The 13,389-nt window shown below is 32.7% G+C and carries 13 protein-coding genes; 4 read left to right on the forward strand and 9 right to left on the reverse strand.

Annotation, left to right across the window (positions count from 1 at the left end; all coding sequences use genetic code 11):
* Positions 1-174 precede the first annotated feature (174 nt).
* From CDH50_RS12135 to CDH50_RS12150, 4 genes are all read left to right on the forward strand, one after another.
* On the forward strand, positions 175-465 hold the full coding sequence (locus CDH50_RS12135; RefSeq protein ID WP_100612544.1) for a hypothetical protein: 291 nt from the start codon (positions 175-177) through the stop codon (positions 463-465).
* A 97-nt stretch (positions 466-562) separates the two neighbouring features.
* Positions 563-973 (forward strand): Holliday junction resolvase RuvX, encoded by a 411-nt coding sequence (ruvX, locus tag CDH50_RS12140; RefSeq protein WP_100612545.1) that lies wholly within the window; start codon positions 563-565, stop codon positions 971-973.
* 87 nt (positions 974-1,060) lie between these two features.
* Complete coding sequence (gene def / locus CDH50_RS12145; RefSeq protein ID WP_100612546.1) at positions 1,061-1,648, forward strand: peptide deformylase; 588 nt, start codon at positions 1,061-1,063, stop codon at positions 1,646-1,648.
* Between the two features lie 54 nt (positions 1,649-1,702).
* A complete protein-coding gene (locus CDH50_RS12150) occupies positions 1,703-2,134 on the forward strand; it encodes a DUF5606 family protein (RefSeq protein ID WP_100612547.1) in 432 nt (143 codons plus the stop codon).
* A 38-nt stretch (positions 2,135-2,172) separates the two neighbouring features.
* Here CDH50_RS12150 and CDH50_RS12155 read toward each other — a convergent pair whose 3' ends face one another.
* The 9 genes from CDH50_RS12155 to CDH50_RS12195 form a co-directional block, all read right to left on the reverse strand.
* Positions 2,173-4,143 carry a DUF349 domain-containing protein gene (locus CDH50_RS12155; RefSeq protein ID WP_100612548.1) on the reverse strand — a complete coding sequence of 657 codons (1,971 nt, stop codon included), beginning with the start codon at positions 4,141-4,143 and terminating at the stop codon, positions 2,173-2,175.
* Positions 4,144-4,256: 113 nt separating this feature from the next.
* The gene (locus tag CDH50_RS12160) at positions 4,257-5,018 is read right to left on the reverse strand and encodes a shikimate dehydrogenase family protein (protein WP_232732009.1); all 762 of its coding nucleotides are present in this window, start codon (positions 5,016-5,018) and stop codon (positions 4,257-4,259) included.
* Positions 4,987-6,006: a DUF368 domain-containing protein gene (locus CDH50_RS12165; RefSeq protein WP_100612549.1), complete on the reverse strand. Its 1,020-nt coding sequence runs from the start codon at positions 6,004-6,006 to the stop codon at positions 4,987-4,989. The genes CDH50_RS12160 and CDH50_RS12165 overlap by 32 nt, the downstream gene beginning before the upstream one ends.
* Positions 6,006-6,926, reverse strand: a complete 921-nt coding sequence (locus CDH50_RS12170) for a DUF368 domain-containing protein (protein WP_100612550.1) — start codon at positions 6,924-6,926, stop codon at positions 6,006-6,008. Before CDH50_RS12170 ends, CDH50_RS12165 begins: the two co-directional genes overlap by 1 nt.
* 52 nt (positions 6,927-6,978) lie before the next feature.
* Positions 6,979-8,367: a tetratricopeptide repeat protein gene (locus CDH50_RS12175; RefSeq protein WP_100612551.1), complete on the reverse strand. Its 1,389-nt coding sequence runs from the start codon at positions 8,365-8,367 to the stop codon at positions 6,979-6,981.
* Positions 8,368-8,514: 147 nt separating this feature from the next.
* A complete protein-coding gene (locus CDH50_RS12180; RefSeq protein WP_100612552.1) occupies positions 8,515-9,696 on the reverse strand; it encodes an aspartate aminotransferase family protein in 1,182 nt (393 codons plus the stop codon).
* Positions 9,696-11,498, reverse strand: a complete 1,803-nt coding sequence (locus CDH50_RS12185; protein ID WP_232732010.1) for an OstA-like protein — start codon at positions 11,496-11,498, stop codon at positions 9,696-9,698. Before CDH50_RS12185 ends, CDH50_RS12180 begins: the two co-directional genes overlap by 1 nt.
* 109 nt (positions 11,499-11,607) lie before the next feature.
* The gene (locus CDH50_RS12190; RefSeq protein ID WP_100612553.1) at positions 11,608-12,879 is read right to left on the reverse strand and encodes an adenylosuccinate synthase; all 1,272 of its coding nucleotides are present in this window, start codon (positions 12,877-12,879) and stop codon (positions 11,608-11,610) included.
* 21 nt (positions 12,880-12,900) lie between these two features.
* Complete coding sequence (locus CDH50_RS12195) at positions 12,901-13,368, reverse strand: Fur family transcriptional regulator (RefSeq protein WP_100612554.1); 468 nt, start codon at positions 13,366-13,368, stop codon at positions 12,901-12,903.
* Positions 13,369-13,389: the final 21 nt, after the last annotated feature.

Consider the following 13,389-nt stretch of genomic DNA (forward strand, 5'->3'; position numbering starts at 1 on the left):
CGATTAAATACATTTTGGCGGTTTTTAATCTCTAAAATCATGCATTTTATCTATTTATCGATAAAAATTTGCCGCTCCACTACTAATCGAAAATACAGCCGCTTATAACTAATAAATTGTGTTTGAGCTTTATAGTGACCATATATTTGCTTCATCATTATAACCCAAATCAAAATGAAAACAAATTACATCTTATTAATTTTATTACTTACTTTCTCTTTCGCAAGTGCACAAGAAAATGCTGAAGTTAAAAAAATTGAATCTACTGTAATGGTTTCTCAAAATAATGAAGACGTTACTTTAAATGTTACTGCTACTGAAACAGTATCAACAATTAAAGAAGATGTTACCACTGAGGCTACTATAGCTCGTAACAGCGACATTAAAATTTACTTAAACCGTTTAAGAAACGTTGAAAATATTGATTTGTTATTTCCTAAAATAAATAAAACTGTAAAAGCTTAATATCTAAAAATATTAATAATAAGGCTAAGTGTTAAGAAAGGTTGTCCAAAAAGACAGCCTTTTTTTATTTATTGTATATTTTTGCAAAAACATTTATATGCCTAGAATTTTAGCAATTGATTATGGTTTAAAAAGAACCGGAATAGCTGTAACAGATGAATTGCAGATTATCGCTTCTGGTTTAACTACCGTTGCTACACAAGATATATTTGTTTTTTTAAAAGATTATACCGCAAAAGAAAACGTAGAATTATTTTTGGTAGGAGAGCCAAAGCAAATGGATAATACAGCTTCTGAAAGTGAAGTATTGATAATTCCTTTTATAAATCGGTTAGTACAGGAATTCCCCAACATCCTTGTGAAACGTGTTGATGAGCGGTTTACTTCAAAAATGGCATTTCAAACCATGATTGATAGTGGATTGAAAAAAAATCAAAGAAAAAATAAGGCACTTATTGATGAAATTAGCGCGACACTTATTTTACAAAGCTATTTATATTCAAAATAATTTCCGTTAAGAAGACATTTTCAAACGCAAAAATTTCAATTGAAAAGTAAGAATTGTATTTTTGCTCCCAATAATTCAAATAAAACGATGATATTACCAATTGTAGCCTATGGCGACCCGGTTTTAAAAAAGAAAGCTGAAGATATCTCTAAAGATTATCCGAATCTCGATGCACTTTTAATAAACATGTTTGAAACCATGTATAATGCTTTTGGTGTTGGCTTGGCTGCTCCGCAAATCGGACTTCCTATTCGTTTGTTTTTGGTTGATACGGCACCTTTTTCTGATGAAGATTTAAGTGAAGAAGAGCAAATGAAATTAAAAGTATTTAAACGTGTTTTTATCAATGCTAAAATATTGAATGAAGAAGGGCAGGAATGGGCGTTTAATGAAGGGTGTTTAAGCATTCCCGATGTTAGGGAAGATGTTTTAAGAAAACCTATAATTACAGTTGAATATTTTGATGAAAATTTCAAAAAGCATACAGAAGTATTTGACGGATTGATAGCTAGGGTTATCCAACATGAATACGATCATATTGAAGGTGTGTTGTTTACCGATAAATTATCTGGTTTAAAAAAACGATTGATTAAAGGAAAACTTAATAAAATATCAAAAGGTGAGATTGACGTTGATTACAGAATGCGATTTCCCAATGCAAAAAAGAAGCGATAATATTTGTAAAACAACTATAAAGAAATGATATTTGCCACCCTTTAAAACCAATTTATGAGCTTAGAAAAAATATTATCAATTACTGGAAAACCAGGTTTATATAAATTATTAGCACAAACCCGTGGTGGATTTGTAGCAGAATCACTATTGGATAAAAAGAAAATAACCGTAAACGTTAGGCAAAATGTGAGCGTTTTAAGTGAAATAGCTATTTATACCTTAACGGAAGAAGTGCCTTTAAAAAAGGTTCTTAATACCATAAAAGAAAAAGAAAACGGGCAACCAACCACAGTTACTGCTAAAGACAGCAATGATAAACTTGAAGAATATTTCTTTAATATATTACCAGAATATGATGAAGATAGGGTGTATGTTAGTGATATAAAGAAGATTATACAATGGTATAATTTATTGCAACAACACGATTTATTGGATTTTTCAGAAGTTGTTGAAAAGCCAAAATCCGAAACCGATGAAGAAGAATAAAATCATAAAAAAACCTCCAATTTTGGAGGTTTTTTTATTTAATATAGTTCTTTTATTTTGCTTAACTTTTTCTTCCAAAGTTTTAATTCGTCTTTATGGTTTTCAATATTTTTAAGAACTTCTTTAACTACTGGATTGGTATCATCAACATTAGTGAAAAACTGCAAATTATTTTCCAATTGATTGATTTGACCTTTAATATCATCAATTTTCTTACTGATGAATGAACGTTCGTTATCAAGATTTTTGTTATTATCAGAGTTATTTAAGTCTTCCAATTTATTTTCAAATCGAATCATTTCCAACTCGTCCTTATCCATTTTTAAGTTAGAAAACAGCTCATCCAATATTTTAGAATATTTACCTTCAACGTATCGTTTGTCGTTTGGCACTTTACCAATAGCGTTCCATTGGTTTGTATACTCTTTAATGGTTTCTAGATCTTTTTCTTTATCCTTAGTAAGTTTTAAAGATTTTAAAACCTCTAATAATTCTTGTTTTTTATTGAAGGCATCTAGACTTTCTTTGTTTTCAGCATTTTTGTTGGCGTGAAGTCTATCAAAAAAATGATTACAGGCCGCCTTAAATTCATTCCAAATTTTATCGCTGTCTTTTCTGGGAACATGGCCAACTTTTTTCCAATCATTTTGGATTTTTTTCATTAAAGCCGTGGTCACTTCAATATCATCACTATCCTTATTGTCTTCAGCTATTTTTATAAGCTCTAATTTTTTCTGAAGGTTGGTGAATTGGTCTTTTTTTAGCCCTTTATAGAAGGTATTTTTTTGTCTGTTAAACGTTCTAACAGCCGCTTTGAATTTAGCCCAAGTAGATTCATTAACTTTTATTGGTACTTTACCAGCATTAAAAAAATCGTTCCTTAAAGTTTCAATAGCCTTAATTTTATTTTGCCAGGCACCATGCGATTTGGTTTCTTGATTATTTATCTCATTGATTTTATTAATAATATCCAGTTTTATATCCAGATTTTTCTCGTAACTTTTATCAATTTCTTGATAATATGCCTGACGTTTATCATTAATGATTTTTGTAGCGGATTTAAAACGTTCCCAAATGGCTTCTCGGTGTTCTCTGTCTACAGGTCCTAATTCTTCCTTCCACATTTTATGGAGCTCTTGAAGTTCTCTAAAAGCCCGCATAACATCGGTGTCTTGTGCCAATTCTTCTGCACGTTCAATAATTTTTACTTTCTGTTCTAAATTATGTTTGAAGTCTAAATCACGTAAATCCCTATTTAAATGTAGAAAATCATAAAACATTTCAACATGATGGTGGTAACTATTCCAAGCATTGTTGTATTTATCTCTAGGAATAGGACCAGTATTTCTCCATCGTTCTTGAAGTTCTTTAAAATGTTTATAAGTTGTATTAATGTTTTCTTCTACATTAATTAAACCTTTTATTTCTTCTATAATTTCAAGTTTATTTGCTAAATTTTGTTTAAGGTTTAGATCTAGATTTTTACGGTGTTCATGTAATTTATTTCTATATTCTTTATAAGCATTTGTAAACTGTTTTTGGAATGGAGATGTGTAATAAAAATCTATTTCATTGCCTCCATCACTTATAAAGTCTGCCTTTTTTTCTTCCAATAAATCGTTAAACCGTGAGTTGAATTCAATTTTAATGGTGTCAACTTGCTTTTTTATTGCTTGAACTTTTTCGCTTTTTACTAATCTTTCAAGTTCAGTGGCCAGCGCTTCTAACGACATTTTGTCGTATTCCTTAAATTCTATGGTATGTCTGTCTTTATTTCCTTCGTCTTCTGAATCTTCAGCATTAGAATCATCTATCTCATTCAAAAGTTCATCATGCCCATCTGATTCCTTGCTTTCATTAGGTGTATCCTCTGCAGGCGAGGTTTCAATATTTTGTAAATTTGAAGATACCTCTTCAGTTTTTATAGCGTCATCATCATTATTAGAATGAATTATTTGTCTATTTTTTTTCGGTCCGTCTGCATTTTGCAGGTTATCTATCTCTGACATTTTAATAAATGTTTAGGTTCAAATGAATATGTTTTGTGTTTAAAGATACTAACAAGTGCAGTATTTACAAAAAGGAGACGGACTTTTCTTTTATGTACTGAAAGACATTCTTGCTATAAATTCCAAATAGACCATGATTTTTCAGCTTGTAATTCCAACATTTTTAAACCATTTATGGTTATTGCATTATGTTCTTTTCCAAGTTTCAGGAATTTTGTTTCCAAAGGATTGTATATTAAATCATACATAATATGCTTTTCAGTAATACCTTCATATGGAATATTTGGACAATTTTCAACGTTAGGAAATGTACCCAATGGTGTGCAGTTTATAATAATATCGAACTCCTTTATGATGGTTTCATTGAGGTTGTCATAAGTAAGATGGACATCTTTTGATGTGGTTCTAGATACAAAGTTATATTCTATTTTTAGCTCATTAAGCACATAGGCAATCGCTTTACTGGCGCCACCAGTACCAAGAATCAATGCTTTTCTATGGTGCGGTTTAAGTAAATGCTTAATGGATTTTTTAAAACCATAGCAGTCAGTATTATAGCCCACGAGTTTACCATTTTTTTTAATTTTAATGGTATTAACGGCTCCAATGGCTTTTGCTTTTTTATCGATTTTGTCTAAAAAAGGCATGACGGCTTGCTTGTATGGAATGGTGACATTTAAACCTTTTAATCCATTGGTGTTTTTTATTATGGAAGGGAATACTGAAATATCTTCAATATCAAAATTGTCATAGATAACATCTGAAATTCCTTCTTTTTCAAACTTTAGTTTAAAATAGTTTCTTGAGAACGAATAAGAGATGTTTTTTCCTAAAAGACCTAATTTATGCATGTGTTTTTCTGGTTTTTTGTGCATATATTTCGAGCGCTAGAACAATAGCGATGCCAAGACATATAAATAAAATAGCGTAAAAAGTTTCTAAGTTTATTTCTGGAATAAAACGTTTAAAATTTTCTACTACTTTTTCTCCTCTAGAATCGTATATAAAAGCGCCGTCATTGGTTAGTTTATATATGGTTTCTTTCCATGGCCAAACAACACCTAAAGAGCCTACTATAAATCCGATGATAGATGAAAGTGTGATATTTTTATAATGCTTTAAAATATAGCTTAATATATGGGAAAAAGTGACTAAACCCGTTATAGAACCTAAGGTAAAAACAGCTAATACTTTCAGCATTCTAATGCGTTCAGGGTTGTTTACAAAGTTTAGGTTACCTCCTAAAACGTCATAGAATGTATCAAACAAAGCGTTTACCGAATCAACTAAAAGTAATACATAATTCCCTAATAGAATGAGTATAAATGATCCAGAAAAACCTGGTAGTGTCATCCCAGAAACACTAATAATACCACAAAAAAACACAAACCATAAGTTGTCATTTTCTTTTGCAGGATTTAAAAAACTAATTCCTATTCCTAATGTAATGCCAATGGCTAAGGATGTATATGTTTTAAAATTCCAATCCCTAAAATCTTTATTAATGTAGTATATAGAACCTATAATCATTCCGAAGAAAACACTCCAAACATATAGTTCGTAATGTTTAATTAAATAATCCAAAACTAATGAGACACTAAAGTAACTGATAATCATTCCAGAAAACAAAAGCACTATAAAACGACCATTTATGTAATTATAAAAACTTTTAAAACGTCCGTTAATCAATAATTTAAATGCTTTACCATTTACTTTTTTAAGCGAGTATATAAATTCTTCGTAAAAACCAGCAACAAACGCCACTACACCACCAGAAATACCAGGAACTTTATTGGCTGCGCCCATTCCAATCCCTTTTAGGATAAGAAACATTTTGTCCTTAAGTGTTCTGGTACTTTCCATTACTGTTTTTTCGAGCCTATTTTTTCTAAAATAAAAATACTTAAAAATCCAATAATCATTAAAATAGTAGCTACTAGTAACTGACTATCGCCATCAAAAGAAAAAGGAGAAACGCTTTCTTGAAGTAATGGTTCATTAATCCCTTTAGAGTTTGTATACCACGTTATTGTTTCCTTCCATGGCCAAACTTTGTTTAGTGATCCGAAGATAAACCCCGTAAGAAGTGCCAAAGTTATATTGTGGTAGTTTTTAAACAGCCATTTTAAAGCATGGCTAAAACTTAGTAATCCCACAACAGCTCCAGCAATAAATATTAAAAGTTTCTTAATATCAATATCATGAATGGCATCACTTATTGTTTTATAAGCTCCTAGAATAATCAATATAAAAGAACCTGAAATTCCAGGTAAGATCATGGCGCAAATAGCTATGGCTCCGGCAAAAAACAAGAATAATAAACTGTCATTGGCAGCCATGACTGGAAGTATGCTAATATAAAAAGCGATACCAGCACCAATTATTAAAGCTATAATGGTGGGCAAATCCCATTTAGTGATTTGTTTCCCAACGAAATAAATACTAGCTACAATGAGCCCGAAAAAGAATGACCAAATAAGAATGGGATGATATTCTAAAAGATATTTAGCAAGTTTCATGAATGATATGTAGCTAATAACAATACCAGACAGAAGAGCAAGGACAAAATTACCATTAGCTTCTTTCCAAAAAGCAGCTATGCCTTTTTTAAAAAGTGTTTTAAAAAGAGAGGGTTTTATATTGCTAATCGTGGAGATTAACTCTTCATAAATTCCAGAAATAAAAGCGATGGTTCCACCGGAAATGCCTGGTATGGCATCTGCCGCACCCATTGCCAATCCTTTAAGAGTAATGATCAGATAGTCTGAAAAACGTCTTTGCATATATTGATTTTAAAGCTAAAACCAAAGGTATACAATTTAGGTTAACGTTTTATTATTGATTTGCTTTTAGTAAATCTTTAACTTGTACTTTGTTTATAATTTCAGGAAAGAGTTCGTCTAAAATAAAGGTATAATCTTCATTGTATCTCAAACCGTTTTTTAGATGAAAAGCACCTTTGTCGGACTCATTCAAAGTAAAGTACAATCCTGCTAAACGGTATTCTATTTCGGCATTTTCAGGATAAAAGTCAACTGCCTGTTCAAAATTATAAATAGCCGCTTGGGGTTCGCCAAGTTTTATTAAAAGATCACCACGTGAGAGCCAAGTATTCAATTCGTAATTACCCAATTCCAAAGTCTTTTTGTAACCACGTTCTGCCTCTTCGTAAAAGCCTAAGCGTTGGTTTATTTGGGAATATAATTTCCAATATATAACGTGCTCTGCATCAATATTAATGGCTTTATTAATGAAATATAGTGCACGTTGATAGTTTCTTTTTTTGATGTAAAATCTGGTAATGGCAATCCACCCTTTATCCAGAGAAGGGTCTTGGTGCAAGGTTTTTTCGTAAAACTGAATGGCCATGTCGGTATTATTCAATTTTTCGTAACATGTTCCTATACGAAGTAAGGCATAGGGGGTAGGGTCATCTAATTTGAGTGTTATGGAATAGCTTTCAATGGCATCTTCAAAACGTTTTAATTTCTCTAAAACTTTACCCCTTTCAATATAGGCTCCAACAAACATATCATCAGAAATGATTGCGAAATCATAAGAAGCTAATGCTTTTTTATATTTTTTAAGCTCAAAATATTGTTTCCCCAACTGGTGCCAAGCGACTTCACAATAAGGGTTTTTATCTAAAAACATATTGAGGTATTCAATACATTCTTCTGTTTGGTTCAAAAAGTCAAAACAATATACCACATTATACAGTGCTGAGTAATCTTCAAAATCCTCTTCCAAACACTTCATGAAATACACTTTGGCATCTTCATATTCATCTAAAAATAAATATTCCATACCAATAAGTGAATAAACATCTACAACATCATCTGTAAGCTCTAGTGCCTTTTTAAGCACATCTATGGCTTGTAAATGATCGTCTTTCTTTGAAAAGATATTTGCTTTTTGAATATAGATTTCTTCGTTATTGGGTTCTAAGATATAAAGTTCGTTTAATAGCTCATCTGCTTGAATGAGCTTATCTTCAAACACATAGATTTCAACTTTGAATAGTTTTAAATTTATTGATGCGGGATGTTGTTCTAAGCCTAATTTTATGGCTTTTTTAGCTAGCGCTATTTTTCCTTCGTTGAGATAGTGGTGAATGATGTTTTCAAATTCTTCGGAATCGAAGAACAAAACATGGTTTGTTTTCAACATCGATTCAAACTTGGTTAGCGGCAAATTGTTGTTGTCATCATGACTAAACTCCATAAGCACATTTGTAAGTGTTCTTCATCAATAAATTTAAGGCTTGAATCGAATTTTTTATAAAAAATAAGTAAATGTTTTTAACAAAGTAATGAACACTATGTTTATAATATGTTTTCTTTTGATATTCAGAAAGTTGAATGAAGTCTTTTAATGTTGAATAGTGTTTAAAACATCCAGAATGATGTTACATCCTTTGATTATTTCCTCATTTGATATGGTTAAAGGCGGCGTAATTCGTACGGCCTTGGGTTCAAAAAGCAACCAAAACAATATCAAACCAAGGTCTTGACATTTAAGAATGATGGTATTTGTGATGTCCGCCGAAGGTGTTATTAAAGCCAACATCAATCCTTTTCCTCTAATTTCTAAAATAAGCGGATGTACCAAAAGTTTTCGAATCAGTTGTTCTTTTTCTAAAGCCAGTGGCATCAAATCACTTTCCGTAATTTCTTTTAAAGTAGCCAATGCAGAAGCCGCAATAAGTGGATGGCCACCAAATGTAGTGATATGGCCTAATTTAGGGTTTTCTGAAAGCAAATCCATTAATTTAGCAGATGCTGTAAAGGCGCCAATGGGCATGCCGCCACCCAAGCCTTTGCCGGTTACTAAAATATCTGGAATGCAATTGTAATGTTCAAAACCAAACAATTTTCCTGTTCTACCAATGCCAGGTTGAATTTCATCTAAAATCAGGAGTGCTCCAACTTCGCTGCAACGCTGTCTGACCTTCTCTAAATATCCATTGATGGATTCCACAAAGCCAGCACTTCCTTGAATGGTTTCTAATATGATACAAGCCGTTTTTGTGGTGATATGGTTTAAATCATCTTCGTTATTAAAACTTATAAACCTCACATCTGGTAATAAGGGTCTAAATGCTTGTTTGCGCTCCTCATATCCCATAACACTTAATGAACCCATAGTATTACCATGGTAGGCATTGTGTGCCGAAATTATTTCACTTCTGCCAGTAGCTCGTTTTGCAAGTTTTAAAGCGCCTTCAATAGCTTCCGTACCAGAATTAGTTAAATAGGTTTTTTCTAAAGGATAGGGCAGGTGTTTAGCAAGCAATTTTGTGAGTTCTACGGCTGGTTTTTGAATGTACTCACCATAAACCATGACGTGCAAATACTTGTCTGCTTGTTCTTTAATGGCATTAATGACTTTAGGATGATTGTGCCCCAAAGGTGTAGCCGATACGCCAGCTACAAAATCTAAATAGGCTTTATTATTGGTGTCGTATATGTAAGAACCATTGGCATGGGAAATTTCCATTGCCAATGGGTGAGTCGTTGTTTGAGCTTGGTATTTAAAAAAATCTGATTTCATTATTTCTGACCGCCAACTGAATCGTTTGCCGGGGTAATGAGTTGGTTTTCTTCTTTGTCTTTTACGCTTTGCGGTAAATTTCTAGATGCTTTTGGGTCTTGGCCCTTATCTGTTTTTTTACTTGCGGCATCGGCTTGTTCAATACGTTCTAGCATTTCTTCATCAAAAAAGTCTTCTTGCGGAACATAGTCATCTAGGCCTTTAATAACAGGTAACACTAGGGGCGGGTCGTCCTTAAATAAATCTTCAACACTTCTGGGACGTTCTTCATCGCGCCAATCAAAACCCTTTAAAAATTTTTCGTTATCTGGGAATTGAGATTCAGGATATACTTTGCCGTCGGGATTATTGAGTTCAATTACTTCATCTATTTCCTTATTAGAAATCTTTATGTTGATAGAACCTGATTTTACTTTTTTGATCCCAATCAATTCTTCATCATCATTCCTTAAATAATAAATAGACTGGGCGTTTTTAATAATATCAATATTATACAACTCATTATTATCATCAAACAAGCCTATAAGTTTCTGTCCATTAATTTGATTATAGCCCGTACCAATAGAGTCTTTACTTATAATAAAAGCATTATTAAAGACAATGAGGGAATCTAATTTCTCTGCTTTAGTATCGGATATTAAATGAATAGTGTCACCAGTCATTTGGTTTTCTATATTCCAAAGAATGGGCTTTAGCTTTACTGAAAATGCTTCATTTTGTGCGCCTTTAGATATATTTATAAGCTGGGTAAGTCCTGTTTCTTGATTCATATGAATGGAATCTGCTTTTCCGCTCATATCCGATTTATAAAGTTTTACATTCCTGAAAACCCTTGTAATACGCTTTTCTGGTTTGCCAGTTACCATCAATGTATCACCGTGTATATAAATAGAATCATTTTCTTGAACCGTAATAGCGTAGGCGCGTTTTGTTATGAATACAGAATCTTTTGCCTTAAAAACCTCGGCATAATGGCCTTTTACAATGCTGTTATTTAAAGTATCTGTTACTTTAATATTGTTGGTTGCCGAAGCAAAACTGATGTTATTATCAAAATACAAACTATCGCCTTTAATTTCTCGATTATCATAATCAATTTTAGCATTCTTCATGGCATAACCAATTTTGGTTTTGGTATCATAAAAGCCTTTTTCACAATAGGTTTTGCTTTCTTCGGTGACGATGGTTGAAGGCCCAAAAAGATAAGCCTGACCAGTATCTGAATAAAAATCGAAATAATTAGAGTTAATCGTCGCGTCCTTATTTACTAATACGACATCTTGCACGAACTTATATTTTTTAAGGTTCATGTAGTATCTACCTATTTTACTGGTAATGGTTCCAGAAGTATCTTTTACAACCGTTCCACCATTTCTGTAAAACGCTTCTTGTTTTAAGCGGTCGAAATACAAGGTGTCTGTTGTAATGGTAGAACTTGGGTCTTTCAATGTAACATCGCCACTGGCAAATGCTAATTGTGTTAACCCGCTATATTCTATGTATTTTGATGTCATGGTGATGGTGTCACCTTGTACCATTCTCACATTACCATAAGCCTCAATAAAATTTTCGTTACTATATTGTATAGCTCTGTCACACCACAGATTAATATTTTCATGAAGGATATGAACCTGTTGGGAATCATCTCTAGTCAAAATTTTTGCTCCAGGATATTTAGCCTCATTCCAGTTAATCCTTCCTGAATACAGAATTTCGATTTGTTTTTTTTCTTGGGCATATCCATATATGGAAGCTGCTAAAAAAAAGACTACAAGAATATAAAAAGGCTTTATTACTTTCAAACTGAAATTATTTGTCGCAAAAATAACGATTAATATGATGTTTAAGTATAATGAAAAGAAAAACGCTTCAAAATAATTTGAAGCGTTTGAATTATAAAATTGAATAGGTCTACCTAAAAATAGTTTGTTTTCTGTCAGGTCCAACAGAAACAATGGTGATTGGAACTTCCAATTCTTTTTCTAAAAATTCTATATAATCATTTAATGCTTTTGGAAGTTGTGAATCTTCAGACATGGCTGTTAAATCTTCTTGCCATCCACTAACTTCCGTGTAAATAGGTTCTACATTCTCGGGCTCAATATTATAAGGGAAATGATGAATTATCTCGCCTTTGTATTTGTAAGCTGTACATACTTTTAAGGTTTTAAAGCCAGAAAGCACATCGCCTTTCATCATCATTAATTGGGTAACCCCATTCACTTGGCAGGCATATTTTAAAGCGACTAAGTCCAGCCAACCGCAACGTCTTGGACGACCTGTTGTTGCTCCAAATTCTTGACCTACACGACCCATAGTGGCACCATCTTCATCAAATAATTCTGTTGGGAAAGGACCAGAACCCACACGAGTGGTGTATGCTTTAAAGATACCGAATACCTCACCGATTTGGTTTGGTGCTACACCTAGTCCTGTGCAAGCGCCTGCAGCTGTGGTATTGCTTGATGTTACGTATGGATACGTTCCAAAATCAATGTCCAATAATGAGCCTTGGGCGCCCTCAGCCAATATGGTTTTACCAGCTTTTTGTGCTTGATGAATATATTCTTCCGAATCAATAAATTTTAAAGATTTTAAAATATCAATGGCTTTAAAAAATTCTATTTCTAATTCTTCTAAATCATATTCAATCTTTGCATCATAAAAAGCTATCATCGATTCATGCTTATCGGCCAACGTTCTATAACGTTCTTTCCAATCGCTTAATTCCAAATCGCCTACACGAATACCATTTCTACCGGTTTTATCCATATAAGTAGGACCAATACCTTTTAGGGTTGAGCCAATTTTAGCTTTTCCTTTGGAGGCTTCACTGGCAGCGTCAAGTAAGCGGTGTGTTGGTAATATAATATGTGCTTTACGGGAAATTAGCAGGGATTTTCTATAGTCTATGTTTTGCTCTTCAAGTTTTTTTAATTCACCCTTAAAAATAACAGGATCTATTACCACGCCATTTCCCACTAAATTCATAGCATCATCATGAAAAATACCTGATGGAATGGTGTGTAAAACATGTTTTTTTCCATTGAAAACTAAGGTGTGTCCTGCATTTGGGCCACCTTGAAAACGAGCAATGATGTTGTATTTGGATGTCAGTACGTCAACAATCTTTCCTTTGCCTTCGTCTCCCCATTGTAATCCTAGTAGTAAATCTACCGCCATTGTAAAATATATATTTAAAGATTATTTATCCTGATTGCTTTCAGGAGATTTTCTGGTTCCGTAAAAATAAAGCGAGTGTGTATTGATCTCGATATCGAAAACCTCTTCTATTGTTTTTTTTATTGATTGAATTCTTGGATCGCAAAATTCGATAACTTCACCGGTGTCCGTTAGAATGACATGATCGTGTTGCCTATCAAAATATGATTTTTCGTAATGTGCCTGATTTTGGCCGAATTGATGTTTCCTAACCAAACCACATTCTAGAAGTAATTCTATGGTATTGTATAGAGTAGCACGAGACACGCGATACTTTTTGTTTTTCATATTTAGATATAGGGATTCTATATCGAAATGCTCTTCGCTGTTATAAATTTCTTGTAAAATAGCATAGCGTTCAGGTGTTTTACGATGCCCTTTATTCTCTAAAAAGCTTGTAAAAACACTCTTAACGATGTCTTGATTTTTTGTGTCTGTTGGTAAACTCATAATTGCAAATGCAAATTTACA

The sequence above is a fragment of the Confluentibacter lentus genome, assembly GCF_002806995.1.
GTDB lineage: Bacteria > Bacteroidota > Bacteroidia > Flavobacteriales > Flavobacteriaceae > Confluentibacter > Confluentibacter lentus.